28 protein-coding genes, 1 rRNA gene and 1 pseudogene are annotated in these 26,565 nt (G+C 32.3%); 18 read left to right on the forward strand and 12 right to left on the reverse strand.

What is annotated here, in order from left to right; translation table 11 throughout:
* The first annotated feature begins 128 nt into the window (after nucleotides 1-128).
* The 8 genes and pseudogenes from rrf (at nucleotide 129) to H3S88_RS02590 (ending at nucleotide 5,746) form a co-directional block, all read left to right on the forward strand.
* Nucleotides 129-244, forward strand: a 5S ribosomal RNA gene (gene rrf / locus H3S88_RS02555).
* Between the two features lie 172 nt (nucleotides 245-416).
* Nucleotides 417-977, forward strand: coding sequence for a pseudouridine synthase (locus tag H3S88_RS02560; protein WP_198227742.1), 561 nt, complete (start codon nucleotides 417-419; stop codon nucleotides 975-977).
* Between the two features lie 180 nt (nucleotides 978-1,157).
* A pseudogene (gene ftsY, locus H3S88_RS02565) lies at nucleotides 1,158-2,081 on the forward strand (signal recognition particle-docking protein FtsY); the annotation flags it as partial.
* A gap of 6 nt (nucleotides 2,082-2,087) precedes the next feature.
* The gene (gene ftsE / locus H3S88_RS02570; protein WP_198227738.1) at nucleotides 2,088-2,747 is read left to right on the forward strand and encodes a cell division ATP-binding protein FtsE; all 660 of its coding nucleotides are present in this window, start codon (nucleotides 2,088-2,090) and stop codon (nucleotides 2,745-2,747) included.
* A 2-nt stretch (nucleotides 2,748-2,749) separates the two neighbouring features.
* Nucleotides 2,750-3,718: a permease-like cell division protein FtsX gene (ftsX, locus tag H3S88_RS02575; protein WP_198227736.1), complete on the forward strand. Its 969-nt coding sequence runs from the start codon at nucleotides 2,750-2,752 to the stop codon at nucleotides 3,716-3,718.
* A 136-nt stretch (nucleotides 3,719-3,854) separates the two neighbouring features.
* The gene (rpoH, locus tag H3S88_RS02580) at nucleotides 3,855-4,715 is read left to right on the forward strand and encodes an RNA polymerase sigma factor RpoH (RefSeq protein ID WP_065738159.1); all 861 of its coding nucleotides are present in this window, start codon (nucleotides 3,855-3,857) and stop codon (nucleotides 4,713-4,715) included.
* 211 nt (nucleotides 4,716-4,926) lie between these two features.
* The gene (locus H3S88_RS02585) at nucleotides 4,927-5,514 is read left to right on the forward strand and encodes a DUF2975 domain-containing protein (protein ID WP_198227734.1); all 588 of its coding nucleotides are present in this window, start codon (nucleotides 4,927-4,929) and stop codon (nucleotides 5,512-5,514) included.
* Nucleotides 5,515-5,527: 13 nt separating this feature from the next.
* Nucleotides 5,528-5,746, forward strand: coding sequence for a helix-turn-helix transcriptional regulator (locus H3S88_RS02590; protein WP_065738161.1), 219 nt, complete (start codon nucleotides 5,528-5,530; stop codon nucleotides 5,744-5,746).
* On the opposite strand, the gene H3S88_RS02595 is transcribed toward H3S88_RS02590, so the two are convergent.
* The gene (locus H3S88_RS02595; protein ID WP_198227732.1) at nucleotides 5,736-6,428 is read right to left on the reverse strand and encodes an aspartate/glutamate racemase family protein; all 693 of its coding nucleotides are present in this window, start codon (nucleotides 6,426-6,428) and stop codon (nucleotides 5,736-5,738) included. The genes H3S88_RS02590 and H3S88_RS02595 overlap by 11 nt on opposite strands.
* A gap of 155 nt (nucleotides 6,429-6,583) precedes the next feature.
* Between H3S88_RS02595 and H3S88_RS02600 the strand changes: the two genes are divergently transcribed.
* Complete coding sequence (locus tag H3S88_RS02600) at nucleotides 6,584-7,399, forward strand: hypothetical protein (protein WP_198227730.1); 816 nt, start codon at nucleotides 6,584-6,586, stop codon at nucleotides 7,397-7,399.
* A gap of 49 nt (nucleotides 7,400-7,448) precedes the next feature.
* Nucleotides 7,449-8,135, forward strand: coding sequence for a Sir2 family NAD+-dependent deacetylase (gene cobB, locus H3S88_RS02605; RefSeq protein WP_198227728.1), 687 nt, complete (start codon nucleotides 7,449-7,451; stop codon nucleotides 8,133-8,135).
* Nucleotides 8,136-8,144: 9 nt separating this feature from the next.
* Here cobB and mtgA read toward each other — a convergent pair whose 3' ends face one another.
* Together mtgA and mobB are read right to left on the reverse strand one after the other, a co-directional pair.
* A complete protein-coding gene (mtgA, locus tag H3S88_RS02610; protein WP_198227726.1) occupies nucleotides 8,145-8,837 on the reverse strand; it encodes a monofunctional biosynthetic peptidoglycan transglycosylase in 693 nt (230 codons plus the stop codon).
* 1,047 nt (nucleotides 8,838-9,884) lie between these two features.
* On the reverse strand, nucleotides 9,885-10,385 hold the full coding sequence (gene mobB, locus H3S88_RS02615) for a molybdopterin-guanine dinucleotide biosynthesis protein B (protein ID WP_198227724.1): 501 nt from the start codon (nucleotides 10,383-10,385) through the stop codon (nucleotides 9,885-9,887).
* Nucleotides 10,386-10,457: 72 nt separating this feature from the next.
* On the opposite strand from mobB, the gene H3S88_RS02620 reads away from it, so the two are divergent.
* Nucleotides 10,458-11,489 (forward strand): low specificity L-threonine aldolase, encoded by a 1,032-nt coding sequence (locus H3S88_RS02620; RefSeq protein ID WP_198227722.1) that lies wholly within the window; start codon nucleotides 10,458-10,460, stop codon nucleotides 11,487-11,489.
* Nucleotides 11,490-11,679: 190 nt separating this feature from the next.
* Here the strand turns inward: H3S88_RS02620 and mobA are convergent, their stop codons facing one another.
* Entirely contained in the window at nucleotides 11,680-12,264 is a 585-nt protein-coding gene (gene mobA / locus H3S88_RS02625) for a molybdenum cofactor guanylyltransferase MobA (RefSeq protein WP_198227720.1), read from the reverse strand.
* Nucleotides 12,265-12,502: 238 nt separating this feature from the next.
* Here mobA and H3S88_RS02630 point away from each other — a divergent pair, with 238 nt between their 5' ends.
* Both H3S88_RS02630 and H3S88_RS02635 read left to right on the forward strand, forming a co-directional pair.
* Nucleotides 12,503-12,772, forward strand: coding sequence for a YihD family protein (locus tag H3S88_RS02630; protein WP_198227718.1), 270 nt, complete (start codon nucleotides 12,503-12,505; stop codon nucleotides 12,770-12,772).
* Nucleotides 12,773-12,786: 14 nt separating this feature from the next.
* Entirely contained in the window at nucleotides 12,787-13,500 is a 714-nt protein-coding gene (locus H3S88_RS02635) for a DsbA family protein (protein WP_198227716.1), read from the forward strand.
* A gap of 124 nt (nucleotides 13,501-13,624) precedes the next feature.
* Here H3S88_RS02635 and H3S88_RS02640 read toward each other — a convergent pair whose 3' ends face one another.
* Together H3S88_RS02640 and H3S88_RS02645 are read right to left on the reverse strand one after the other, a co-directional pair.
* On the reverse strand, nucleotides 13,625-15,595 hold the full coding sequence (locus H3S88_RS02640; RefSeq protein WP_198227714.1) for a MacB family efflux pump subunit: 1,971 nt from the start codon (nucleotides 15,593-15,595) through the stop codon (nucleotides 13,625-13,627).
* Nucleotides 15,596-15,597: 2 nt separating this feature from the next.
* On the reverse strand, nucleotides 15,598-16,797 hold the full coding sequence (locus H3S88_RS02645; RefSeq protein WP_198227712.1) for an efflux RND transporter periplasmic adaptor subunit: 1,200 nt from the start codon (nucleotides 16,795-16,797) through the stop codon (nucleotides 15,598-15,600).
* 362 nt (nucleotides 16,798-17,159) lie between these two features.
* Between H3S88_RS02645 and H3S88_RS02650 the strand changes: the two genes are divergently transcribed.
* Nucleotides 17,160-17,921: an IclR family transcriptional regulator gene (locus H3S88_RS02650; RefSeq protein ID WP_198227710.1), complete on the forward strand. Its 762-nt coding sequence runs from the start codon at nucleotides 17,160-17,162 to the stop codon at nucleotides 17,919-17,921.
* Between the two features lie 51 nt (nucleotides 17,922-17,972).
* Entirely contained in the window at nucleotides 17,973-18,737 is a 765-nt protein-coding gene (locus H3S88_RS02655; RefSeq protein ID WP_198227708.1) for an IclR family transcriptional regulator, read from the forward strand.
* 31 nt (nucleotides 18,738-18,768) lie between these two features.
* Here H3S88_RS02655 and H3S88_RS02660 read toward each other — a convergent pair whose 3' ends face one another.
* From H3S88_RS02660 to H3S88_RS02680, 5 genes are all read right to left on the reverse strand, one after another.
* Entirely contained in the window at nucleotides 18,769-19,707 is a 939-nt protein-coding gene (locus tag H3S88_RS02660; RefSeq protein ID WP_086327062.1) for a sugar kinase, read from the reverse strand.
* A gap of 83 nt (nucleotides 19,708-19,790) precedes the next feature.
* Entirely contained in the window at nucleotides 19,791-20,255 is a 465-nt protein-coding gene (locus H3S88_RS02665) for a YhcH/YjgK/YiaL family protein (protein WP_065738175.1), read from the reverse strand.
* An 81-nt stretch (nucleotides 20,256-20,336) separates the two neighbouring features.
* Nucleotides 20,337-21,098: a 2-dehydro-3-deoxy-D-gluconate 5-dehydrogenase KduD gene (gene kduD / locus H3S88_RS02670; protein ID WP_198227706.1), complete on the reverse strand. Its 762-nt coding sequence runs from the start codon at nucleotides 21,096-21,098 to the stop codon at nucleotides 20,337-20,339.
* A gap of 29 nt (nucleotides 21,099-21,127) precedes the next feature.
* Nucleotides 21,128-22,132, reverse strand: a complete 1,005-nt coding sequence (locus H3S88_RS02675) for a zinc-binding dehydrogenase (RefSeq protein ID WP_198227704.1) — start codon at nucleotides 22,130-22,132, stop codon at nucleotides 21,128-21,130.
* Nucleotides 22,133-22,154: 22 nt separating this feature from the next.
* Nucleotides 22,155-23,099, reverse strand: a complete 945-nt coding sequence (locus tag H3S88_RS02680) for a C-terminal binding protein (protein ID WP_198227702.1) — start codon at nucleotides 23,097-23,099, stop codon at nucleotides 22,155-22,157.
* Nucleotides 23,100-23,565: 466 nt separating this feature from the next.
* On the opposite strand from H3S88_RS02680, the gene kdgT reads away from it, so the two are divergent.
* The 3 genes from kdgT (at nucleotide 23,566) to H3S88_RS02695 (ending at nucleotide 25,616) form a co-directional block, all read left to right on the forward strand.
* Entirely contained in the window at nucleotides 23,566-24,540 is a 975-nt protein-coding gene (gene kdgT, locus H3S88_RS02685; RefSeq protein WP_198227700.1) for a 2-keto-3-deoxygluconate transporter, read from the forward strand.
* A gap of 66 nt (nucleotides 24,541-24,606) precedes the next feature.
* On the forward strand, nucleotides 24,607-25,044 hold the full coding sequence (locus H3S88_RS02690; RefSeq protein WP_198227698.1) for a nuclear transport factor 2 family protein: 438 nt from the start codon (nucleotides 24,607-24,609) through the stop codon (nucleotides 25,042-25,044).
* A gap of 317 nt (nucleotides 25,045-25,361) precedes the next feature.
* Nucleotides 25,362-25,616: a YfhL family 4Fe-4S dicluster ferredoxin gene (locus H3S88_RS02695; RefSeq protein ID WP_198227696.1), complete on the forward strand. Its 255-nt coding sequence runs from the start codon at nucleotides 25,362-25,364 to the stop codon at nucleotides 25,614-25,616.
* Nucleotide 25,617: 1 nt separating this feature from the next.
* Here the strand turns inward: H3S88_RS02695 and ispH are convergent, their stop codons facing one another.
* Complete coding sequence (ispH, locus tag H3S88_RS02700; protein ID WP_198227694.1) at nucleotides 25,618-26,565, reverse strand: 4-hydroxy-3-methylbut-2-enyl diphosphate reductase; 948 nt, start codon at nucleotides 26,563-26,565, stop codon at nucleotides 25,618-25,620.

Consider the following 26,565-nt stretch of genomic DNA (forward strand, 5'->3'; position numbering starts at 1 on the left):
ACAACTCGGAGTTGTTTTGGTTACGCGAATAATTGATTATGAGATAATCGAACAGTTTGTTCCGGATTGAGAGATGAGTGCAGATGTGAGATAATGCACTGATTGAGAGAAAGAGAAGACAGGATATGTCTGGCGGTAATAGCGCGGTGGTCCCACCTGACCCCATGCCGAACTCAGAAGTGAAACGCCGAAGTGCCGATGGTAGTGTGGGTATTACCCATGTGAGAGTAGGGAGCCGCCAGACTTTTAAATATAGAGAGAGCCCAGCAGGAATGCTGGGCTTTTTTGCATATAGAGATTATAAAACTGACTAAAATTTATATAAGATGCTATATTTAGTATATGGCTAAATAATAATTCATTTAGTGTATAATAAGTTTAGCATGATATTGAAACTAAAGTTAAAGCAGGATGAGATGCACTCATTAATAGCCTTTAATAAACCCTTTAATGTCACAACTCAGTTTTCACCTCATGAAAAGTATCAGACATTAAAAGATTTTATAAAATTACCAAAATTTTATCCGGCTGGACGTTTAGATACCGATAGCGAAGGATTGTTATTATTAACAAATGATGGTAAATTACAAGCTAAAATAAGCTCACCAAAATTTAAATTGCCAAAAACCTACTGGGTACAAGTTGAAGGTTCAATTAACCAACAAGCGATAGATGAACTGAGAAAAGGTATTCAGTTAAAGGAATTTTATACAGCGCCAGCTATAGTAGATTTTCTAGACGAGCCATTGCTCCTATGGAAAAGAGTTCCTCCTATTCGCGAACGTAAAACAATACCCACATCATGGATAAGTATTACTATCACTGAAGGAAAGAATCGCCAAGTTAGGCGAATGTGTGCAGCAGTGGGTTTTCCTTGTTTACGACTAATTAGAGTTCAAATTGGCAAATATAATTTATTTACTCACCAATTACCATTAGGTGAATGGTGTCATATTAAAACTTCGGATCTTTATTGATAATTATTTTTAATTATTCTTTATAGATAACGTATCATTCATTTTATAATTTAATAAAATGAGCAAAATAAATTAATAATGTTATTCCTTTTATTTGAATACATTGGGCTTTATTTTAAAATAATATAAAATGATCACTTATGATTGTCATGGGATAAACAATTTATGGTTGAACAAAAAAAAGAAGGATTTTTTTCTCGTTTGAAAAAAGGACTTTTTAAAACAAAACAGAATATAGGATCTGGATTCCTTAATTTATTTAGAGGAAAAAAGATCGATGATGCACTATTTGAAGAATTAGAAGAACAATTGCTTATCGCTGATGTAGGTTTTGATACAACACAAAAGATTATTAGTACATTAACTCAACATGCTTCAAGAAAAGAGCTAAAAGATGCAGATGCATTACACGAGCTTTTAAAACAAGAAATGAAATCTATTTTAGACGGAGTCGATAAGCCACTTAATATAGATAGTCATAAACCATTTGTTATTTTAATGGTTGGTGTTAATGGGGTTGGTAAAACAACAACTATTGGTAAATTAGCTCGTCAGTTTCAACAACAAGGCAAATCAGTTATGTTGGCTGCTGGCGATACTTTTCGTGCTGCAGCTGTAGAACAATTACAAGTATGGGGTGAACGTAATAATATTCCTGTTATTGCTCAACATACTAATGCCGATTCAGCATCAGTCATTTTTGATGCTATACAAGCAGCAAAAGCCAAAAAAATAGATGTATTAATTGCGGATACAGCAGGTCGTTTACAAAATAAATCTCATTTAATGGATGAATTAAAAAAAATAGTGCGTGTAATTAAAAAGCAAGATGAAACGGCTCCACATGAAATTATGTTAACGATTGATGCAGGTACAGGACAAAATGCTATCAGTCAAACAAAATTATTTAATGAGGCGGTTGGTGTTACAGGAATGGCATTAACTAAATTAGATGGAACAGCAAAAGGTGGTATTATTTTTAGTATTGCCGATCAGTTTAATATACCTATTCGTTATATTGGGGTCGGTGAAAAAATTGAAGATTTAAGACCTTTTGTTGCCGATGATTTTATTAATGCTCTGTTTGATCAAACAGAAGAGTAAAAAATAATGATCCAATTTCAACGTGTAAGTAAAGTTTATTCTGGCGGGAAACCAGCATTACAAAATATAACCTTTACTTTATTACCCGGAGAAATGGCATTTTTAACTGGTCATTCTGGTGCAGGTAAAAGCACCTTAATGCGACTAATTTGTGGATTCGAAAAAGCGAATGATGGCAAAGTTTTATTAAATGGTATTGATGTTTCAAGTTTAAAACGACAAGAAATGCCATTTTTACGTCGTACCATTGGTATGATTTTTCAAGATCATCAACTACTAATGGATCATACTGTTTATGATAACGTTGCTATCCCATTAATTATTTTAGGAAAATCACCTGAAGAAATTCGTCGACGAGTTTCTGCCTCATTGGATAAAGTTGGATTGTTAAATAAAATGAAATTTTATCCAATACAATTATCTGGTGGTGAGCAGCAACGTGTCGGGATTGCTCGAGCAATTGTAAATCATCCTAATGTCCTACTTGCTGATGAACCCACAGGAAATTTGGATGATAAACTTTCGAAAGACATTTTAAAACTATTTGAGGAGTTTAATCAAACAGGAGTAACTGTCTTGATGGCGACTCACAATATGACGCTTATTCGCCATAAACAACATCGTATATTGCATTTAAATCAAGGGCATTTAGAGGTTAAAAATTAATAATGAGCGCTAATATTAAACCGAATAAATCCAATGGAAAAGATAGCAATATTTTTTTTTGTCATTGGAGAAGGCAAATTGGTTATGCTTGGCGTAATACCTTTAATAATTTCACTCAACATATTTTTGCTTCATTACTGACAGTTTTTGTTATTGCGATTTCAATAACATTACCAACGATTAGCTATCTACTTTGGAAAAATGCTAATCACGCTTCGAATCAGTGGTATCCAACGCCAAATTTAACTGTTTACATAAATAAGGAATTAACTTCAACACAAACCACAGAATTGATTTCTAAGCTTAAATCTTATCCTGAGGTTGAAAAAATTGAATATCTTTCTCGAGATCAAACAAAAGAAGAATTTAAAACGTGGTCTGGATTTGGCAACGCGCTTGATCTTCTGGATGAAAATCCGTTACCAGCAGTAGCTATTATTATTCCAAAAGAAGAAGCGAAACAAACAGCTACATTGCATGCTTTTCAATCCAAATTACTAGAGATTAAAGGGGTTGATGATGTTCAACTTGACGATAGTTGGTTTACTCGATTAACTGCATTGACCGATATGGTAAAATCCATCGTGTGGATAATTTCGATATTTATGATTGGTGCTGTTTCGCTTGTCATAGGAAATAGTATTCGATTAAACATTTTTGCTCGTAGACAAGTTATTGTAGTGATGCAATTGATTGGAGCAACTGAAGGTTTTATATTACGTCCATTTTTGTATAATGGTATATTGATTGGATTTATTAGTGCAATTTTTTCGTTGATTTTATCAGAAGTATTTATTTTTCAAATAGATTCAATTATATTACGTGTTTCTGCTATTTTTGGTACACAATTTATACTTAAAGGACTTTCATGGGACGAAAGTATACTAATTGTATTGTTCTCTATGATTCTTGGTTGGTTTTCTGCACTGGTATCGACTAAGAAATATTTAAAAACGATGCACATTGCTTAATTATTTAAGTATAGTTCTTATTATTAAATTAATAATAAATGTGAACTAAATCACATTTTAGTGGTCTAATATTACAGTTATATTGTTGCCATTATGAATAAGCGACAAAACTAGTTTAAATTAAGGAGGGAGTTAAATGAGTACTGATTTAAAAATGCAAGTAGGTGCTTTAATCCCACAAGGAAATATTGAATCATATCTTCGTATGATTAATACTTATCCAATGTTAACTGCAGAGGAAGAAAAATCATTAGGCGAAAAACTTTATTATCATGATGATGTTGATGCTGCAAAACAATTAATTTTGTCACATTTACGTTTTGTTGCGCACATTGCTCGTGGTTATGCTGGTTATGGTTTACCTCAAGCAGATTTAATTCAAGAAGGTAATATTGGTTTAATGAAAGCGGTACGTCGCTTTAATCCTGAAATGGGGGTTCGCCTAGTTTCATTTGCTGTGCATTGGATAAAAGCTGAAATACATGAATATGTCTTAAAAAATTGGCGTATTGTGAAAGTTGCAACTACAAAAGCACAAAGAAAGTTATTCTTCAATCTAAGAAAAAATAAACAACGTTTAGGTTGGTTTAATAGTGCTGAAGTGGATATGGTTGCTGATGAACTTGGTGTAAGTCGTAAAGATGTTCTAGAGATGGAATCGCGCATGTCAGCACAAGATATGTCATTTGATATTGATAATGATGATGACGACAATTCAATTGTTGCACCAGCACTGTATTTAGAAGATAGTAATTCTGATTTTTCAAAATCAATTGAAAATGACAATTGGGAGAATGATGCAACCGATAAGCTACATGATGCCTTATCTCAATTAGATGAACGTAGCCAAGATATTATTAAAGCGCGTTGGTTAGATGCTGATGATAGCAAATCAACACTGCAAGTATTGGCCGACAAATACAGCGTTTCTGCCGAACGTATTCGCCAACTTGAAAAAAATGCGATGAAAAAACTAAGAATTGCTATAGAAGCATAATTGATTTTTATTAATAATAAATAAGCCCTACTTTGGTTAAAAGTGGGGCTTTTTTGTAATCTAAATTTAATTTATCTGTTTAATAAAAAGGATAATAATAGTTTTATTATTTTATAATAATAAAAAATTATCGTTTTATTTTAATTTATTGTTGTTTTGTATTTTTGGGAGTGATAAGCTGTATTTAATTTTTATACATAAGGAAATAAAAATGAATACAAATATCTTTCAATCTCAGTCACGTCTAAATAAATACTGTAAATTAATGGCATTGTTAACTTTTGTTCCTATAATAACGATATTAATTGGAATGGTATCTCCTTTATTATTTTATTTTTTTGATATACACAATATTGGTTTAGAATCGGGTGGATATTCCTTTTTTATTGCCCATAGTGCAGATAGCTCTGATATTGACCCAACTAAACTTTCTACATGGCAAGCCGTTTTAGTTACCTTAATTGATACCATTATTATTGCAATTTTAGTTTATGCTTTCTTTCAGCTTAGATTACTTTTTTTAAGTTATAGTAAATCGGACTATTTTTCAGTAAGTTCGGCTAATTATTGTTATAAGTTTGGTACAACATTAGTTATTTGGGAAGTGATACAATTAATCACTGAGCCATTATCATCATTAATCATATCTTTTAATAATGATCTTTCGGAACGTTACATTTCTCTATCATTCACCAGTGAAGATTTAATGTTATTATTTCCGTCAATAAGTATTATGATAGTTGGTCAAATATTGAAAAAAGCATGTCAAATAGCCGAAGAAAATAAGCAGTTTATTTAGCAAGGAGCCAAAAGTGCCAATTATAATAAATTTAGATGTAATGCTGGCTAAACGTAAAGTTAAATCTAAAGATTTAGCGGCTGCCATTGGTATTACTGAACAAAATTTATCTTTACTTAAACAAGGTAAAGTAAAAGGATTTAGGCTAGCAACACTAGAGGCAATCTGTAACTATTTAGATTGCCAACCTGGTGATATATTGGAATATATAAAAGAAGACGTTACGAATTAATCGCTAACCATGCTGCTTCTTGAGCATGTAATAGGGCTGTATCAAAGAAAGGGATGGCGTGATTTTGTTGATTTATTAATAAACCGATCTCAGTACAGCCTAAAATCACCCCTTCAGCACCTTGCTTAACGAGTTTATCAATAATATTGAGGTAAGCTTGCTTAGATTCAGGTTTAATTTTCCCAAGGCAAAGTTCATCATAAATAATATTATTGATGATTATTCTATCTTGTTCATCAGGAATTAAAACATTTAAACCTTTTTCGATTAATTTTGATTTATAAAAGTTTTGCTCCATGGTGTACTTGGTACCAAGTAACGCAACAGACTTTATTTTATCTTTGATTAAATATTTGGCGGTCACATCGGCGATATGAATGATCGGAATAGTAATAGTTTTTTGAATTTGATCAGCAACCTTATGCATCGTATTAGTACAGATAATAATAAAATTAGCGCCAGCTAGTTCTAATCTTTTAGCCGCATCAGTTAAAATAATCGCGCTTTTATCCCACTCATTATTTGCTTGGCAACTTTCTATTTCTTGAAAATCAACACTGTATAAAAGTGTTTTTGCTGAATGTAAACCACCAAGTGATTTGCTAATAAATTGATTGATGACTTGATAATAAGTTATTGTGCTTTCCCAACTCATCCCACCAATTAATCCAATTGTTTTCATATTACTCATACCTTATTTTTTATGATTACTTGCCACTAAAATCATTATCGTACATTATAATGATTTTATTGAATTTAAATTATTTAATATATTTTATAGTTTATTATTAAAATTATTTTTCGTGAATTATTATATAGATTAGGAATATAAAGCTAATGAAGAAAATCATTAATTATCTCTATATTATGCCAATAGTTTTTTCAATCTTTTCTTTTCAGGCTTTTGCAGAAACAAAAACTATTCATGTATTAGTCGCCTTATGTGATAACAAATATCAAAAAATAGTACCCGTTCCACAGGCAATTGGTAATGGTCAAGATCCCAAAAATAATCTTTATTGGGGGGCTGCTTATGGTTTTAAAACCTATTTCGCTAAACAAAAAGAGTGGCAAGTAATCAACATTAATAAGCCCACATCTGGAAAAATATTAGAAGAGATAATTTATAAACATCGAAATAAGGATGTGTATCTCATTGCTCAAGCATATAATGGGAAATATATTGATAATACTGTTAATGATTTTTTAGATTATTCGGCGGGTAAAAAAGCACAGCAAATTAGACTTAATGATAAAACAGTAATGGCAGGAGGAAATGCCGACCTAGTTATATATATTGGTCATGATTATTTAATGGAATCATCATGGCGTGATTATTTACCTGATAGTTGGCGTTGGAATACATTGTCAAAAACAGAGAAAGAAAAACAAAAATTACGTTACGCTGCGGTATTTGCTTGTAAAAGCCAGAAATATTTTACTCCACCATTATCTCGTTTAGGTATTACACCATTAATTTTAACCTTGCATCGAATGGCGCCAGAAGCTTATAGTGTGCATGCAATGATTAACAGCTGGTTAAATGGTGAATCGAAAGATGAAATAAGGTTTAAAGTAGCAAGTGCTTACAGCCAATATCAAAAGTTAAGCAAACCAGCCTTACACATATTTACCACAGAATATAGCCAATAATATTTTTTCAGTAATTTATTTAATTTATTAATAAAAAAGGCGAATAGATATGTTGAAAACACCAAAAATTGTCATCTTAACCGGTGCAGGTATTTCTGCTGAATCAGGGTTATCGACATTTCGTGCCCAAAATGGTTTATGGGAAGGTTATGATGTTAATGATGTCGCGACTTATGAAGGATATATGCGTAATCCGGTCGCTGTTCATGATTTTTATAATATGTTGCGTAGAAAACTACAAAATCCTGAAGTAAAACCTAATACGGCTCATTTTGCTTTAGCGCAATTAGAACAAAAGTTAGGTTCGGATAATGTATTAATTGTTACCCAAAATGTGGATAACTTGCATGAACAAGCTGGTTCTAAAAATATTATCCATATGCATGGTGAATTATTAAAAGTGCGCAATGAAAAAACAGGACAGATAATCGATTGCTATTACGATGTGAATTATCATGAAAATAAATTAATTCGCCCACATATTGTTTGGTTTGGTGAGATTCCACTACAAATGGAAGAAATTTATAACGCACTTTCACAAACAGACTATTTTATTTCGATTGGTACATCAGGTAATGTTTATCCAGCTGCAGGATTTGTTCAAATAGCTAATCAAGCGGGAGCCAAAACTGTTGAACTTAACTTAGAACCAAGTTTAGGGGAAAATTTATTTGAAACAAAAATTTATGGTCCAGCGAGTAAAATTGTACCAGAGTTTGTTAAAAAATTTATATAAACTATTAAATTAGTTTAGCTGTTTTAAATAATTTTTACCGCCAAGGTTATTCATTTGATTACGAATCCATTGCGCTTTTTTTTGTATATGATTATTAGGGTTAGCTGGATTCCATTTTCTAGGGTTAGGTAATGTAGCAGCGAGTAGACTTGCTTGATAAGGCGTTAACTTGTTAGCACTTACTTGAAAATAGTATTGCGAAGCTGCTTCTATACCAAAGATTCCCTCTCCCCACTCAACACTGTTTAGATAAATTTCAAGCGTTCGTCGTTTAGACCAGAGTAACTCAATTTCAAGAGTAAACAAGGATTCAAAACCTTTACGAATCCAACTACGCGAAGGCCATAAAAAAATATTTTTTGCTACTTGTTGACTAATAGTACTGGTACCACGAATTTTTTTATTATTTCGATTATGCTGTAGAGCAAGATCAATTGCTTTAAAATCAAATCCCCAATGATTAGCAAACTTTTGATCTTCAGCAGCGATAACCGCTATTTTTATATGATCTGATATTTGATTCCAATCTTTCCATGTCCGTTGTTGAGTAATATTCCAATGAGTGAGTTTTCTCTCTACCATTAACATAGAACCAAAAGGAGCAACCCATCTTAATAAAAGAACAATTAAAAAAGATAACAGTATAAATCCAATTATCATTTTTTTTGTAATGTTAAAAACTCTTTTTAATAAAGATTTCATGCTTATTCAGATAAAATAAAAAATTAGTGAAATAAGATACGATATATTATTATTTAAATAAATAAATTTTTCTAAACGCAACTATTTAATGAAAATAGCAGAATAAATAAAAAGATAGTGCTGAGATAATTACGGTATAGCATTTTATGGTGTGGAATATTAAAATTTTTCGGATTTAATTTCCTTGGGTTTGGATCCTAAAAAAGATAGTTAATTTTTTAAAATTGTTAAAATGTGTTTGAATCATCTAAAAAATTCATTAAAACTTATAAATTATTGCACTGTTAAAAAAATCTACTAAAATAGTATAAATAACAACTAAAGGAGGGGGGGCTATTTTGGATTATTTATATGTAATTTTTCTCAGTATATGCTTGGTTTATTTGTCTTCATTCCGTAGAGGCGGATTTGGAGATAAACGTCCTAAAAAAGTTCCAGGCATTGTTATTTTTCTTTATATCGTTGTAAGTTTCCTCTTTATTGATGAAATGCTTGATATACTTCCTCGAACAGGATGTACCCAAATTATAAATTAGAATCATAATTTTGTTCATACAATAGTATGAACTTTCGATTAACTTTCTAACTGATAGCATCGCTCTAGAGGGTAACAATTTCAGAAATTTAAAATTATTTTAATTAAAATTTTTAATATAGAAATTGTTAACTTTAGCCACGGTTAAGCAAATGGGATTGATCAAGTTATCCGCTAATAAACAATTTGATTGCCAATTTATAGAATTGTTTCGTGAATCAAATGGTTATTTAAGTAGCTTAATTAATAATATATGTTATCTAACCTATTAGATTATCAAATAAATCCAGCTATTCTTGATAAAGAAAAAAATAATGATCGTATTTTATTGCCTGATAATCGAAATGTACTTTTTTAGATTTTTTAAAACTAAATAAATAATCAGAGTTTTGTAAAAGCCCAAATGTTATAGATAATAAATAGTACATTTGGGTTTATTGTTTATATGAGTATAAGCCATTAGTCTGCGTAAATTATGCACAAAATTGGTGATACCTTTATGTCTTGGCTGTTTAATTTGATTTTAATTCAAAATAACTTTTTATAAATTCGGCTATCTGGCTCGGTTCATTGATATTAAGTTTTGGTAAATTAGTCTCTATTGGTTTATCACAGGCAATAGCGACAGTAAAATTATCTATAAAAAGAGGTTTTTGATTTGCGCTTCGGTGGCACATAATTTTAGGAATAGTTTCATCTTTAAATCCCTCAACTAATATAATATCGACATCTGAAAAGTGATTAATTAATGTCTGTATATCAACAGGTTTATCAGGTGTTTCATGAATTAACGCATAACGATTATTACATGCCACGATAGTTTGTAATGATCCAGCTTTATGCAATTTATAACTATCTTTCCCTGGTATATCAAATTCAATATCGTGATGGGCATGTTTTAACGTGGCGACTTTAAATCCTTGCTCAACAAGCAGTGCAATAACTTTTGTTAACAGTGTTGTTTTACCACTGCCGCTATACCCTGTGATTCCAATTATTTTTTTATCATTCATAGACTATGAACTCTAACATGTTATATTAAAGATAAATATTACATCATTTTATACAAGATTAAAGGTAATGATATGTACGATTTTTTAAATGATTATAATCAAACAGTGCACCCTAATTTATTAAAAGAATTTGTTGATATTAATAATAAAAAGTTGAGTGGTTATGGATTAGATGAATGTTGTGATGATGCAATAAATAGCATTAAGAAAATATTAAAATCACCGAATGCCGATGTGCATTTTATGGCAGGCGGAACCATTACCAATTTGACCATGATTTCACATATTTTAAAACCTTATCAGGCAGTTATTGCTGCTGAAACTGGTCATATCAATGTTCATGAAACAGGTGCGATTGAAGCGACAGGGCACAAAGTTGTTACAGTCAAAACTGAAGATGGAAAATTAACACCAGAATTAATTAAACCTGTTTTAGATTATCATTATGATGAACATATGGTGCAACCTAAACTTGTCTACATTTCAAACACTACCGAATTAGGTACTCTATATACGAAGCAAGAGTTAAAAAAACTGTATCAATTTTGTCAAAAACATCATCTTTATCTTTATTTAGATGGTGCTCGTCTAGCAATGGCCTTGGCGGCAAAAGATAACGATATTACTTTTCCTGATTTGGCTAAATACACTGACGCATTTTATATTGGCGGTACTAAAGTTGGCGCCTTTGCGGGTGAGGCATTGATATTTAATAATCTTTCAATTAATCATGATTTCCGTTTCAATATGAAACAAAAAGGAGCAATACTAGCAAAGAGTTGGATTATAGCTGTACAGTTTAAAGCGTTAATGGAAAATAATCTTTATATTTCGCTTGGTAAGCATAGCAATGATATGGCTGAAAAACTCAAAAATTTGTTTGAGAATGAAGGATTAACATTTGCAGCTAAACCACAATCCAATCAACTGTTTGTTAATTTTCCTAATCAACTTGCCAAAAAAATTATTTCACTGTATGCCCTAGATAATTTAGGCCAAACTGATCCAAGTCATATTGGCTTACGTTTTTGTACTTCATGGGCAACACAAGAAGTAGAAATAGAGAATTTTGCTAAACAGTTAAAGGCGCTACTTAGAAAATAATAATATATTTTTATAAATATATTTGCACGGCTATATAATATAAATTGAAAATATCGCCAACCGATCTGAAAAAAAGGTTAATGTTTGAAAATTACCTCTAGCTTTTAAGATTTTTAATTTATGTTTGAGTTATAAAAGATTATGTTTAATTTTGCACTATATAAACCAACTAAATATGGTTTAATAATAATTACTTGAATGAAATGTTAGCTCTTTCCAGCATTTCTAGAGTATTAATATTAGTAAAGCCTAAAGGATTTTCACTAAAATCAACAGCGATAGCATTAATTTGCTTAAGAAACAGCATAAGCTTACGATCTCCGTTGTCTAAATATTTTTTTAGTTGGGGGATGATATTTTTATGGATCAATAAAATAGTAGGGTGATCATTTTCTCCATCGAAAGGGTAAATCGCTTGATGGGTTGCTGTAAATTTTGCTAAACGATCGATAAGATCTTCAGGTAAAAAAGGCGTATCACAGCTCACAAATAAATTCCAATCTGTTGTACTTCTTAATAAGCCACTATAAATCCCTGATAAAGGTCCTAAAAATCCTTTTAAATCATCACAAAAAACAAAATAGCCTAATGAACTATATAGATCTGCATGTCGATTACAATTAATCATAACCAAATTGACTTGAGGTTTAATACGATCAATGACATGTTGATAAAGCGGTTTTCCTGCTAACAACATTAAACCTTTATCCTTACCATTCATACGGTTACTTTGCCCACCGGCTAAAATAATTGCAGTAATTGACAGTTTTCGCATAAATTATTTCTCTTTTACATTGCCAAAAAACAAAATAGCATTACTATATAGCAAAGTTATTTTTTAGTCGCAAATAACCTATATCAGCAGTTTATGATATCTTTCTAAATGCACTATTTAAATTTAAAGTCGAGTATATAATAGAGACCTTTTAATATATAGATAGTAAAGTAAAGATTAACATAAAGGTTTATATTATCACTTTCAACTTAGTTGAATATTTAATAAGGTAGTTATTATGAAATGTCATCGTATAGATGAGTTAATAGAGTTATTACAACCAGCATGGGAAGCAGATTCAGATCTGAATTTATTGCAACTTTTAGATAAATTGGGTAAAGAAGCTGGTTTTGACGGTGACCTAAAAGATTTGAGTGATGAAGTGCTAATTTATCATTTAAAAATGCGTAACTCAGATAAAAATGAAGCAATACCTGGGTTAAAAAAAGATTATGAAGATGATTTTAAAACCGCATTGTTAAAAGCCCGCGGAATTATTAAAGAATAAGGAGAATGAATTAAATGAAAAAAACGCTTATTGCTATGGGTGTATTGTTATTTTCGGTAAATTGTTTTGCGGATGATTCTTCGACAAATGCAATATCAAATACATCCCAAATCACTGCAACAACACAAGCACCAATTGAAGAGGGTAAACAATATATTGTATTACCAACTTATCCATCACCTGAAAAAGAAGTCATTGAATTCTTCTCGTTTAATTGTCCTAGTTGTTTTCGATTCGAAACAAAATATCATGGTACGAACCTTATAGCTAAAGCTTTACCAGAAGAGATGAAAGTTAAACGTTATCACTTATTGGACTTTGGATCGCTGGCTATGGAATTATCTGAAGCATGGGCGATAGCTAACGTTCTTGGCATAGAAGATAAAGCATCGGAAGCACTTTATAATGCAGTACAAAAAGATAGAACAATAAAAACGGCTGATGATATTAAGATAGTATTTGCAAAATTAGGCGTTGATGAGGAAACTTATGAAAAAACTAAAAATAGTTTCTTAGTAAAAGCATTTATAGCTCAACAAGCTGACGCTATTAAAGAAATGCAACCGTCATCTATTCCTTCTATTATTGTTAATCGTAAATTTTATATTAATTCTTCTGGTTTAGATACATCAAACGATGATGCTTATATAGCTGATTATGTTAGAGTTGCAAATTTTTTAGCTAGTTTAGATCCTAATGTTAAAGTTGACGCAAAAAAGAAAAAATAATTAAAGGATATGAGTGTTAATAGTCGATATAGAATAAAAGATTATTAAAAGACTCAAGTTTTAGTAAGTATTTAAAGCCTTTACGTGAAGAAATTCAGTAAAGGCTTTTTTGTAACTATTAAAGTTACTCTCGTTCTAAAGCATAAATTGGATCGAGCTTTGCAGCACGTTTGGCAGGAAAATAACCAAAAATAATACCAATGATACTTGAGCAACTAAATGCCGCAACAATAGCTATGGATGAAAAACTCATAGCAAAAGATGTAACTAACACATTAAAAATAAATCCAACAACAAATGACAGTAAAATGCCTATTATTCCACCGGTTAAACATACTAATACTGCTTCAATTAAGAACTGTTGCAAAATGTCACTTGAGCGTGCTCCAACTGCCATACGAACACCGATCTCTCGTGTTCTTTCGGTGACTGAAACGAGCATGATATTCATTACACCAATACCGCCAACAATAAGTGAAATTAATGCAATGGTTGACACTAATAGCGTCAAGACCCAAGCTGAAGAATTTATTGTTTCACGCACATTGTCTGAATTAAAAATGAAAAAATCTTTAGTGCCATGCCTTTGTAACATAATTCGATTAACGGCTTGCTCTGCAATCGACAAATCAATATTATCATTAATGCGCACAGTAATGCTTCTTAATGGAGTTTGCCCAACCATACGATTGATAACAGTCGTATAAGGTAACCAAACATTTAGACTCTCATTACTACCAAATCCTTGCTGTTGCCTTGTAGCAACTCCAATAATTTTAACTGGTAGCTGACCGACCATTAAAATTTTTCCGATTGGATCTTCATTTGCAAATAATCGCTTTACTGTGTTTTCATCGATTACGGCATCTTGTGCCGAATTATCAATGCTAGTTTGATTAAAAGAGACACCTTGTGTAATATCATAACCACGAACAGCAAAAAATTGCTCACCGACACCGTTAACAGTCCCTGTTACTGCTAGATTATTAATTCTGAAATAAACACTGGTTGATAGGTTAGGAGTAGTACTATGGACAAAACTTTGCTGAGCTAAAAAATCAGCATCCGATGAGCGTAAAGTTGTAATTTTATCTGCATTACGATCACCAAAACCATTACCAGCATAAATTTCTAATGTACTTGTCCCCATAGAATTAATATTTGATAAGATTTTTTGTTTTGTTCCTTGTCCTAATGCCACCATTGAAACTACAGAAGCGATACCGATAATAATACCTAACATCGTTAAAAAGGTACGTAATCGTTGCGAACACATTGATAAAATTGCCATTTTGAAAGCATCACGAAAACGATAATATTTTGCTCGAAAATTATCTTGAGTTTTAGCTTGTTCAATTTGTTTAACTTGGCGATTGTCGTTAATTTCTGATTGATAATTAGGATTGATTGAATCTGAAATAATATTGCCATCACTAATTTCAATGATTCGCTGTGCGCTTTGGGCAATATTTGCATCATGAGTGACAATAATAACTGTATGACCTTGACTGTGCAGTTCGCGTAGTATCGTCATAACTTCTAGGCCACTTTTACGATCAAGTGCACCTGTTGGCTCATCGGCTAAGATGATTTGCCCACCATTTATTAGAGCACGACCGATACTAACACGTTGCTGTTGTCCACCCGATAACTGATTAGGTTTATTGTGAATTTTATCCGCTAGCCCTAAACGAGTTAAAATTTCGGTAGCACGTTCTTGTCTCTCTTCATCATTGACACCAGCATAGATTGCTGGAATTTCAACATTCCCTTGAGCAGTTAATGCATTTAACAGATGATAGCGTTGAAAGATAAAACCAAAATGTTCACGACGTAGTTCAGCCAATTCATCAGGCGACAATTTACTGGTAATTCGACCACTTATAGTATAAGTACCGGTAGTCGGTTTGTCTAAGCATCCTAAAATATTCATTAAGGTAGATTTACCGGAACCCGATGCACCAATAATTGCCACCATTTCCCCAGCGTTAATTGTTAAATTTATACTTTTAAGAACTTGTATGGTTGAATCCCCTGCAGGGAATTCACGAACAATATTTTCAAGCTTAATTAGAGGTGTGTTTTTGTTTGCCATAATTAGAATCGCATCCTTGGCCCTTTTGCATTACTACTTAGTGATGCACCATTAGTGCTACTAACTATAACGGTATCCCCTTCTTTAATACCTGATTTTATTTCGACATTTATATTATTATTAATGCCTACTGTAACTTCTCGTTCTTCAATTTCGTTACTTTTATTTAATAGATAAACAATGGCTTTATTGTCTGCTAGATTTTTTTGGAGAGCTTGAGATGGAATAGTCAATACATCTTTTGCTGAAGATAATACAATGTAGACTTGTGCTGTCATGGATATACGTAAAATACGATCTGGATTATCAACATCAAGTAACCCATTATAGTAGATAGCACTTTTCGTTGTTGATGAACTTGAACTTGTTGTCGTTTCGGTATTAATTGAATCTGGAGCTGGTTCAATTGCGCGTAATGTTAAACCATCAAAACGCTTATTGGGTAGGCCTAAAATTGTAAAATAGACTGGCATACCTTTTTTAACATTAATGACATCGGCTTCCGAAATTTGAGCTTCAATCGTCATTTTATCAAGTTGAGCAACTTTTACGATGGTCGGTGCACTTTGTACTGAGTTAACGGTTTGACCTTGATCAACGGGAATTGCCACAATCACACCATCAATCGGCGAACGAATTTTGGTATAACCTAAATTAACTTTGGCGGTATCTACAGCAACTTGAGCATTTACAATATCTGCATCAAGGGCTGCAATATCGGCTTTAATTGCATCAAGATCAGCTTTTGCTGCATCTAAATCTGATTGAATACCAACGCCTTTATTAACCAATTTTAATTGGCGCTCATAAGTTAACTGGTAGTTTACCAATTTTGCTTTTTTAGATTTGCGTTGCGCTTCTAAACTATTAAGGGATGCTTCGGATTGCTTTAGATCATTATTTTGTTTTAGATCGTCAATCTCGGCAATCATATCACCTTGTTTAACTTCGTCGCCTAACTCAACATAAAGCTTTTTGATTTGTCCTGAAACTTGAGCCCCAACGCTTACTTGTTTAAAAGCACTAATTGTACCGTCTGCTAGAACTGATTTTTCAATGTTACCTTTGGTAACGGGGGAAGTAATATAATTAACAGTTGTTTCTGTTGGAAATATAATTAATTTCGCAATAAAGAAAATTACGAAAATAATGATTGCTATTACTATATATTTAATTTTAATGAACTTTAACAATCTTTTCATCCTTTAAATTTGTTATTATTGTAGTATTACATATTTTATCGCAATAATTTAAACGATATTAATAATTATTCCTAATAAACTGTAATGAATATGAAAATAAATAAAACGCTATAAAATAAAAAGTAATCTAGTTTATCTTTTTCTTAAAAAATTAATAATAGAAAGATGTTATTGAATTTATAGAAAAAAAAAGATTATTCTAGTAATATGTAGCCACTAACCCTAATTTATACATGTAATTAGATAAAAACAGTATACAGAAGTCTTTTTGAAAATGCGTATTTTATTTTCTATTGAACTGTTTTTTATTAATAAATTAATAGCAATCTATTTAAAAAGTATCCTTGTGTGGAGCTCAATAAATGTCTTTTCAAAAACAACAATCCACGTTAGATAATGCCTTAACTTTGCTTGAAATAATTAGCCATTATTCTTCTGGAATATCTTTGGCAGAAATCGTTAAACTAAGTCGGATGGCAAAAACAACAGTATTTAGAATTTTAGACATATTAAAAAAAAGACAATATCTCTGCTATGACGCCTCCACTGAAAAATATTTTTTAGATGTAAAAGCTTTTGAGTTAGGCGTCAAAGGATTGATGAATATATCTTTAGTGGGTATATCAATTCCTTTTTTAAAAAAACTTGCTGCAAAGCTTAATGAAACCTGTTTTTTAGCTGTCTATCATGATGGCAGTGTTATCTATTTGTATAAAGCCGAAGGTGAACTTGCTGTCAAAACCAACTCACATATTGGTAGCCGAATGCCAGTATATTGTACTGGACTGGGTAAATCATTATTAGCTTATCAACCGTTAGTTGAAATTAATAAAGTTTTAAGTCGTCCACTAATTCAATTCACCAGTAAAACCATTGTTGACCGAGAAGCCATCCATAATAGTTTAGCAAAGGTGTGTATTGATGGTTATTCTATGGATGATGAAGAAGTTGAAGAAGGCTTAACGTGTATTGCTGTACCAATCTTTATTAAGCAAAATAAAGTAGTAGGGGCAATAAGTGTTGCTGGATCTTCTTTTAGAATTATTCAGAAAAAAGAACTTATCATTAGTGAATTAAAAAGTATCTCATCATCTATATCGGTTGAACTAAAAAAGAAGAATTAACTTTATCTAAATGTTGAATTCATTTTATCTATTTTTTAAAGGTTTAAAACCATGATCCAAAAAGAGACAACTTCAGCAATAGATAAAGCCATTGCTGTTTTAGATGTAATTAGTAATTGTGCAGCAGGTGTAACAATTACTGAAATAATTGAAGCCACTAAACTTAATAAAATTATAATAAAGAAGATTCTAAACACATTGCTTGATCGTGAATATGTTTTTTTAGATGAAAAATCAGGTAAATATACTCTAGGTTTTAAATCGTTAGAGCTTGGAATATCCAGTCTTGTCAATGTTAATATTGTCGATATAGCGATTCCACATGTTAAATCGCTTTCAAATACAATCAATGAAACCTGTTTTTTAGGGGTTTATAATAGTGGCAATGTAGTCTATCTATATAAGAGTGAAGGTAACAATGCTATTCATACTAGTTCCAATTTAGGTCATATGCGACCGGCCTATTGTACAGGATTAGGTAGAATATTACTTGCTCATCAATCACAAGACGAGATTGAACGCATTTTACAATCATCATTGCCACAATATACACAAAAAACCATAACCGATTCACAGCAACTCAATGAGCTATTAGCAAAAGTTCGTTGTGAAAATATCGCTTATGATTGGGAAGAAGTTGAAGAAGGTCTTGTTTGTGTTGCTTCCGGCATATTTAATTATAGTAACGAGGTTGTAGCAGCTTTAAGTATTGCTGGTCCTAGCCATCGAATGCATAATCAAATTGAAAAATGCGCCTCTTTATTAAAAGAGACGACAAATTTGATTTCTAAACGATTAGGGTACATTTCGACATAACATTTGGATTAAAATAATTTTTAACTTCTGATTAAACAGATATTAGATTATTCATTGCTTCATAAGGTATGATTGCACCACGATATTGAATAACTGTTGCTGCTAAATCATGTCCTTGCTTAATTGCTGCCTTAATTGAACCACCGAGTAATCTAATTGATAAATACCCTGCACTAAATGAGTCTCCGGCAGCCGTTGTATCAACAATTTTTTGCTTAGCAATAATATTTGCTGGAACTTCTACACGATCATTTGCCGTCGCTACAATACAACTTTCACTTCCTCTTTTAATAATGATCTCTTTTACGCCCAATTTACGACTACGAACAATACTATCTTCATAATTATCATTTCCCCATAGCAGATATTCATCTTCTTGGGTTAAAAATGCGATATCGGTATAGGATAGAATTTTAGAATAGACGTTTTGAGCGTACTCCTGACTACGCCATAATCGTGGGCGATAATTATTATCAAAAATCACTTTACCACCGTTAGCTTTGAACGTTTCTAACAATTCAATGAGCTTATCTATACTGTATTCATCTAAAATAGCAACACTAATACCGCTTAAATAAATGTAATCAAATTTAGTTATTGTTTTACATATTTGTTGTGTTTGTTCAGTCTGTAACCAAAATTTTGCTGCAGCATCGTTTCGCCAATAATAGAAAGATCGTTCACCATGGCTATCGGTAACAATGGCATATAATCCAGGCATTTTATTATCCATTTGTTGAATAAGATTGGTTTTAATGTTTTCCTTTTGCCATTGATTCAACATTTCTTGGCTAAATGGATCAACGCCAAGACCCGTTACATAGTAAATTGCTGCTTGATTGTCAGTAAATAACCGAGACAAATAAACTGAAGTATTTAACGTATCTCCACCAAAGCCTCTTGTCGTTATCTTATCTTTAATTGAGAGTTCAATCATGCACTCGCCAATTACTGCTATATTTATGGTCATTACTTGTCCTTATCAGATATTATTGGTAATTGAAATTACGTAATTAGATCTCATGTGGCATTATTTCCACCATAAGTGGTCAACTAATCTAGGCTGACTTTAACGACCACTTTACGAATTTTTTCAGTCTTCCCACCGACAATACAAAGAGGTTTATGTACTTCATATGGGTAAAAAATTACAAAATCTTTTGGTTGTAATACAAACATGGTTTCTTCTATTGGCGCTTTCACAAAGGCAATATCCCCATTGATAAGCTTATCTTCAATTATTTCGCTATGAGGGGGTAAAGTTGATACAGCCATGCCTTCTTGACCAGATAATACAATTTGAATATCAATGTATTTAGCATGATATTCATATTTACCTTCTTCTTGCGTTCGGGATAACGTTTCTGAAACCATATAAAAAACTTTATCACCATCAATTGAGTACCGACCATTTTCGGTATTGTCATTTATCTGTTGTTTTACTAATTCTATTGCATGTTTTAATTTTTGAGGTAAATAAGGGGTTAAATCCAAATGTTCAATATTGCCAATAATCATTGTGATCTCCTTGAAAAGTTAATTATTGGCTGTAACAGCTAGCCAATAATTAAGCCAAAATACATGTAAATTTATATTGAATTATCTGCCTAACCAGCCGCCATCTACCGCAATGGTAAATCCATTAATATAATCGGATGCTGAGGAAGATAAAAATACAGCTGCACCCCCTAAGTCTTCAGGGTTACCCCAACGCCCGGCAGGGATCCGTTCTAGGATCTGGCGATTACGAATTTCATCATTCATTAAAGCAGTATTCATTTCTGTTGCGATATAACCAGGGGCGATACAGTTGATTGTGATACCTTTTGATGCCCATTCATTGGATAAAGATTTTGAAAACCCTGCTACCGCTGATTTTGCTGCTGTATAAGCGGGAATGGTATATCCACCTTGAAAAGCAAGTAATGAAGCAATATTAACAATTTTCCCGTATCCTCTTTCAAGCATATGTTTACCTACTTGTTGGCACATAAAAAATACAGCATTCATATTAATATTAATAACAAGATCCCAATCATGCTTAGGAAAATCCACAGAGGGATAACGTCGTTGTATACCAGCGTTATTAATTAAAATATCAATGCGCTGGTATTTTTGGATAATACTGGAAATAAGATCGGCATACTGCTCAAAATGAGATAGATCAAAAGTAATGGTTTCACAAGTTACATTATATTTTTGTATCTCTTGTTCGGTTTGCTCATCTCGTGTGACATCAATAATAATGATGTTAGCTCCGGCATTAGCTAAACTGATTGCTAAAGACTTACCGATTCCCCGTGATGCACCTGTAACAATTGCATTTTTACCTGTTAAATCAAATGGATTTTTATTTTTCATAATGATATACCTTAATTTTTATATTTTTATTAATCTGCAAATTTAAACAATGTTTTAATCACATTCTCACCCGTTAATGCATTAGCAAACCCTTGTTTTGCCTCTTCTGGAGTTAATATGGTGAGTAATTTCTTGTATGGAAAATCTTGTTGTATAAATTTGATTGCAGTTTCAAAATCTCTGGCTTCATATACTCGAGTACCAATAATCGTGAGTTCTTTAAATTCAATGTCGAGTAATTTAAATTCTGTTGGTTTTTTATATGATCCTACAATTTCGATTGTTCCTTGAACTTTAACTAAATCAGTTAATTGCAAAGCAACGGATGGATGTGCGGCACAATCATAAACAATATCAGCGCCTATATGATTGGTTAATTTTAAAACAGCAGTTAAAACATCTTCCTGTTTAGGATTAATGACGATAAAACCAAGTTCTTTGGCTAAATTAATACGGAAATCATTGGTTTCGATAACAATAACTTGTTTTGCGCCAGCAAGCTTTAGTACACTGGCAACACATAATCCAATGGTACCGGCACCAAAAACGACCACTGAATCACCAACCTTAAATGGCGTTCTTGATACAGCATGAATACCTACCGCTAATGGTTCAACAAAGGCACCTAAATCCATTGGAAAATCATCAGGTAGTATATGTATTTTGCTTTTATCTACTTTTACATATTCAGCCATACCACCTGCAGTATCAATACCATACAGTTTAAGCGTTTTACAAACATGGCTATTACCAGATTGACACGCTGAACATTGAACGCAGGAAATAAGCGGACGAACACATACTTTCGTTCCTGTTGGTAATTGTTCATCACCATTGACGACATACCCTGAAAATTCATGACCTAATACTAAAGGCGCTTTTGCTCTTGGATGTACACCAAGATAAATATTGAGATCAGAACCACAAATTCCAGCATGACTTACTTTAATTAGTACTTCGTTTTCATTAACTGATGGCTTGGATGTTTGTTCACAAACTACATTATTCGGTCCTTTATAAATTATTGCTTTCATTATTTATTTCCTTGATTTACTTTTAATTGTTTAGGCAATATAAAGGTTTTTCACCTTTAGCTAATCGGATAGCTTCTTGTGCAGCTTTACGTTTTAAATCTTTTTGGGATTGTTCGGAATACCAAGCTGCATGCGGGGTTGCAATAAAATTATCCAACTCGAATAACTTTCTATCTGTAGGGGGTTCATGCATAAATACATCAAGCGCTGCACCTGCAATTGTCTTATTTAATAAGGCATGATAAAGCGCCTCTTCATTTACAATGCCTCCTCTTGCGGTATTAACTAAATAGCAATTTTTTTTCATTACTGAAAATTGCTCATAACTAATTAAATTTTGTGTTTGTTTAATTAGCGGCAGATTAAGTGAAATAATGTCTGACTCAGTTAATAATTTTTCAAAGTTAACGCACTCGATAAAATCGGGAAGATCTTCTTGCTTCGCTAGGGGATCAAAACCAATGACTTTAAGTCCAATGCCATGTAGTTTTTTAGCTAATGAAAGGCCAATTCTACCTAATCCGATAATACCCGCTGTTTGTTCTTGTAAACGATAGATTGGAATTGCTTTCTCATAAGCCCAAATCCCCTTTTTTGTATCATTAACAAATAATGGCAATTTTCTTGTTAGCGCCATGATGAGTGATAAGGCATGATCTGCCACTTCATTGGTACCATAATCAGGCACATTGCAAACTGCGACATTATTTTTTGTTGCAGATTCAATATCAATAGTATTGACACCAACGCCGTAGCGTACAACACCCTTTAAATTTTTTAGATTACTTAAAACATCATCCGATATGGTTGCATATTGTAAAACTAAAGCATCAGCATCATGACAATATTTAATAATATCAGCTGGTTGCGTAATGTTTAGTATGGCAAAATCGACACCATTTTTTGTAAAAGTTTGTTTTTCTATTTCCATGGATTCATGGTCACAATCTGTAATATAAATCTTCATCTATTCTCCTTAATTAAATCGGAATAACATTCCTAAATAATATTAATTAAGAATTTAAAAGAATAGTATTCCATTTTATTGTTATTGTGATCGTAATCACATAAAACTTTAATATTAAAAAATATCAATATACAGATAAATTAAATTATTTTAATTAGTTATATGTTATTTCTGTCGTTCTTTACTGTAAGTTTTTTTATCCTCTTTGCTATATAAAAATTATTTAGTTGCTTTTTGTTTATTTATTTTTATTAAAAAAAGAAATTAAAATAATATTAATTTTCAATTAATTATTTTTTATTTGGTGATGTCTATCACAAAACTATTAAGCAAATTTGATTTTATTTTATTATTTTATATATTCAAAAAAGGAATGTTATTCCGAATATTTTAATTATGCTTGGTGTTAATTGGATAATCTAAATTAATTAATTTAAATCATGTTGTTATTTTTAAGGGATAGATAATGAAAATAAAAAAATTTATTGATCAAATACCTGGAGGACTAATGTTAATCCCTCTTTTCTTGGGGGCATTATGTAATACATTTTTTTCAGGAGGAGGTAAATATTTAGGCTCTTTTTCAAATGGTTTGATTTCTGGCACGATACCTATTTTGGCTGTTTGGTTTTTTTGTATAGGTGCATCTATAGAATTAAAAGCAACAGGCATGATGTTAAGAAAATCAGGTGTATTAGTTGTAACTAAAATTGCTACAGCTTGGGTTGTTGCGCTAATTGCTGGCACTTTTTGGAGTAAAGGTTACATGGTCGAAGGAGGCATATTTGCTGGATTTTCTATTATTGCACTCGTTGCTTCAATGGATATGACTAATGGAGGATTATATGCCGCCTTAATGAACCAATATGGCTCAAAAGAAGAGGCCGGTGCGTTTGTTTTAATGTCTTTAGAATCTGGACCACTTATGACAATGGTTATTCTTGGTGCTTCTGGTGTAGCTTCGTTTGAACCAAGACTATTTATCGGCGCAGTATTACCATTTTTAATTGGTTTTATGTTAGGAAACTTAGATTCTGATCTGCGTAAACTATTCGGTAGTGCCGTACAAACATTAATTCCATTCTTTGCGTTTGCACTTGGTAACAGCATAAAACTACAAGTCATTTTTGAAACAGGATTAGCGGGTATTTTACTGGGTTTACTGGTGATCGTAATTACTGGTATTCCACTTATTTTGGCTGACAAATTCTTAGGTAAAGGTAACGGTACGGCAGGTGTTGCAGCATCAAGCTCGGCAGGCGCAGCAGTTGCAACGCCTTTATTAATCGCTGAAATGGTACCCGAATTCGCGCCTGTTGCCTCAGCAGCTACAGCAATGGTTGCAACCAGTGTGATTGTCACATCAATTATTGTGCCAATTATTACATCAATCTGGGCAAAAAAATTCAGCCCTAACTTTGTTAAAAATGATACAATCTAAGTTGATTTTTAAAACAAAAATTCGAATAAAACAATTGAATTAATTTATTAACAAAGGAGAAATAAAATGAATAAACTATTAAGTCTAGTATTACTAATGGTGCTATCTATTGGCAGCTGTTATGCAGCAACATCAAATAATCAATCTACTGTAGAACAAGCGGTAGAAACCATGCGTTTAGCGATGCTTAATGCCGATAAAACTCAATTAGAAAATGTGGCTTTACCTTCATTAACTTATGGTCATTCAAACGCGGTTATTGAAGATAAGGCTGAGTTTGTGGATGCTATTGTCAGTGGTCGTTGGGGATTTATTACACTTGAATTTCAAGATCAATCCATTATTACCGAAGGTGATACAGCAATTGTTCGTCATGTATTTTCTTCTGATATGAATAATAGCGGCAAAAAAATTAAAGTTAAACTTGGTGTGATGCTAGTGTTTAAAAAAATTGGCGAGGATTGGAAATTATTAGCCCGTCAATCCTATCAACTTCCGCAATAATTATTCAAAATATTAAAATGTTTTGATTTCGATAAGAAATAATAGAAGCGTTGTTGATCAGTATTTAGGGGGTCAATAGCGCTTAAAATTATCAATTATTTAATTAAACAAATAGTTATATTCCATTTATAACATTATTCTCACTAATTTGGTTAAGTTTTTATACTCAAACATATACTCAAACATATAGTTAACCTGAAACTTTTTGACAAAAATTGACCTTGTTAATCAGTGATAATGTGATCTTTATTCGGAATTATTGGTGATTGCGCTATAATGACGCCAATTTTTTTCAGTTAATAAAGATAGTAAAGAGCATGGCGTTAAAAATAACCAACAAATGTATTAATTGTGATATGTGCGAGCCTGAATGCCCTAATGAGGCAATCTCAATAGGCTTTGATACCTATGAAATTGATCCCAATAAATGTACAGAATGTGTTGGCTATTATGATCACTCCACATGCCAGCGTGTTTGCCCAATTCAAAATGCTATTATTGCAGATCCCGAGCATGTTGAAACACAAGAAGAACTATTAGCCAAATTTGAACGACTTAAGCACTCATCTTAAATCAAAAAGCTTTAACTTCTATTCGTAGTTCTTTAGGAATTTCAAAAGTAATATTTTCTAAAATACCATCGGTTTCAATAAGTGATGTGCAACCTAAACCTTTTAAATGCTCGATAACTTGCTGCACTAAAATATCTGGTGCTGATGCACCCGCGGTTACGCCAATTGTCCGTGCGTTGACTAACCACTCTTGTTGAATATCCGACGCATAATCGATTAAATAAGCATTTTTGCTGCTTCGTCGTGCGAGCTCTGCTAAACGATTTGAATTCGATGAGTTTTTAGATCCAACAACTAAAACAATATCTGCACGAGATGACAATTGTTTAACCGCTTGTTGGCGATTGGTTGTGGCGTAGCAAATATCATTTTTACGAGGGCTACGAATATTTGGAAAGCGTTGTTTTAACGCGGCAATAATTTCGGCTGTATCATCAACAGATAAGGTTGTCTGAGTGGTAAAACAGAGATGATTTTCATCTTTAATTTTTAACTTATTTACATCTTCAATCGATTCGATTAAATAGATACCACCTTGGGGATTATTATATTGGCCCATAGTACCATCGACCTCAATATGACCAGCATGACCGATTAAAATGACCTCTTCACCTCGATAACTTGATCGAGCTACTTCCATATGCACTTTGGTTACTAATGGACAAGTTGCATCAAAGATGCGCAATTTACGTTGTTTGGCTTCTTCTCGAACCGCTTTAGATACGCCATGCGCTGAGAAAATAAGAATGGTATTATCAGGTACTTCATTAATATCTTCAATGAATATTGCACCTAACTGCTTAAGACGATTAACTACATAACGATTATGCACCACTTCATGGCGGACATAAACAGGAGCACCAAAAAGTTCAATGGCTCGCTCAACGATGGTAATTGCGCGATCAACACCAGCACAAAATCCACGAGGATTAGCTAAAATTATTTGCAT

It is taken from the genome of Gilliamella sp. B14448G11, assembly GCF_016101765.1.
In the GTDB taxonomy this organism is placed as follows: Bacteria; Pseudomonadota; Gammaproteobacteria; order Enterobacterales; family Orbaceae; genus Gilliamella; species Gilliamella apicola_N.

What these genes read in the sequence shown, in the direction of transcription:
- mtgA (WP_198227726.1), bottom strand. Translation starts at nt 8,837, where the DNA reads ATGAAATCTTTATTAAAAAGAGTTTTTAACATTACAAAAAAAATGATA.
- H3S88_RS02600 (WP_198227730.1), top strand. Translation starts at nt 6,584, where the DNA reads ATGAAGAAAATCATTAATTATCTCTATATTATGCCAATAGTTTTTTCA.
- H3S88_RS02675 (WP_198227704.1), bottom strand. Translation starts at nt 22,132, where the DNA reads ATGAAAGCAATAATTTATAAAGGACCGAATAATGTAGTTTGTGAACAA.
- H3S88_RS02695 (WP_198227696.1), top strand. Translation starts at nt 25,362, where the DNA reads ATGGCGTTAAAAATAACCAACAAATGTATTAATTGTGATATGTGCGAG.
- H3S88_RS02635 (WP_198227716.1), top strand. Translation starts at nt 12,787, where the DNA reads ATGAAAAAAACGCTTATTGCTATGGGTGTATTGTTATTTTCGGTAAAT.
- H3S88_RS02655 (WP_198227708.1), top strand. Translation starts at nt 17,973, where the DNA reads ATGATCCAAAAAGAGACAACTTCAGCAATAGATAAAGCCATTGCTGTT.
- H3S88_RS02650 (WP_198227710.1), top strand. Translation starts at nt 17,160, where the DNA reads ATGTCTTTTCAAAAACAACAATCCACGTTAGATAATGCCTTAACTTTG.
- kduD (WP_198227706.1), bottom strand. Translation starts at nt 21,098, where the DNA reads ATGAAAAATAAAAATCCATTTGATTTAACAGGTAAAAATGCAATTGTT.
- H3S88_RS02645 (WP_198227712.1), bottom strand. Translation starts at nt 16,797, where the DNA reads ATGAAAAGATTGTTAAAGTTCATTAAAATTAAATATATAGTAATAGCA.
- H3S88_RS02620 (WP_198227722.1), top strand. Translation starts at nt 10,458, where the DNA reads ATGTACGATTTTTTAAATGATTATAATCAAACAGTGCACCCTAATTTA.
- H3S88_RS02665 (WP_065738175.1), bottom strand. Translation starts at nt 20,255, where the DNA reads ATGATTATTGGCAATATTGAACATTTGGATTTAACCCCTTATTTACCT.
- H3S88_RS02640 (WP_198227714.1), bottom strand. Translation starts at nt 15,595, where the DNA reads ATGGCAAACAAAAACACACCTCTAATTAAGCTTGAAAATATTGTTCGT.
- H3S88_RS02585 (WP_198227734.1), top strand. Translation starts at nt 4,927, where the DNA reads ATGAATACAAATATCTTTCAATCTCAGTCACGTCTAAATAAATACTGT.
- mobB (WP_198227724.1), bottom strand. Translation starts at nt 10,385, where the DNA reads ATGAATGATAAAAAAATAATTGGAATCACAGGGTATAGCGGCAGTGGT.
- H3S88_RS02680 (WP_198227702.1), bottom strand. Translation starts at nt 23,099, where the DNA reads ATGAAGATTTATATTACAGATTGTGACCATGAATCCATGGAAATAGAA.
- ftsX (WP_198227736.1), top strand. Translation starts at nt 2,750, where the DNA reads ATGAGCGCTAATATTAAACCGAATAAATCCAATGGAAAAGATAGCAAT.
- H3S88_RS02595 (WP_198227732.1), bottom strand. Translation starts at nt 6,428, where the DNA reads ATGAAAACAATTGGATTAATTGGTGGGATGAGTTGGGAAAGCACAATA.
- cobB (WP_198227728.1), top strand. Translation starts at nt 7,449, where the DNA reads ATGTTGAAAACACCAAAAATTGTCATCTTAACCGGTGCAGGTATTTCT.
- kdgT (WP_198227700.1), top strand. Translation starts at nt 23,566, where the DNA reads ATGAAAATAAAAAAATTTATTGATCAAATACCTGGAGGACTAATGTTA.
- mobA (WP_198227720.1), bottom strand. Translation starts at nt 12,264, where the DNA reads ATGCGAAAACTGTCAATTACTGCAATTATTTTAGCCGGTGGGCAAAGT.
- ftsE (WP_198227738.1), top strand. Translation starts at nt 2,088, where the DNA reads ATGATCCAATTTCAACGTGTAAGTAAAGTTTATTCTGGCGGGAAACCA.
- H3S88_RS02660 (WP_086327062.1), bottom strand. Translation starts at nt 19,707, where the DNA reads ATGACCATAAATATAGCAGTAATTGGCGAGTGCATGATTGAACTCTCA.
- H3S88_RS02630 (WP_198227718.1), top strand. Translation starts at nt 12,503, where the DNA reads ATGAAATGTCATCGTATAGATGAGTTAATAGAGTTATTACAACCAGCA.
- rpoH (WP_065738159.1), top strand. Translation starts at nt 3,855, where the DNA reads ATGAGTACTGATTTAAAAATGCAAGTAGGTGCTTTAATCCCACAAGGA.
- H3S88_RS02690 (WP_198227698.1), top strand. Translation starts at nt 24,607, where the DNA reads ATGAATAAACTATTAAGTCTAGTATTACTAATGGTGCTATCTATTGGC.
- H3S88_RS02560 (WP_198227742.1), top strand. Translation starts at nt 417, where the DNA reads ATGCACTCATTAATAGCCTTTAATAAACCCTTTAATGTCACAACTCAG.
- ispH (WP_198227694.1), bottom strand. Translation starts at nt 26,565, where the DNA reads ATGCAAATAATTTTAGCTAATCCTCGTGGATTTTGTGCTGGTGTTGAT.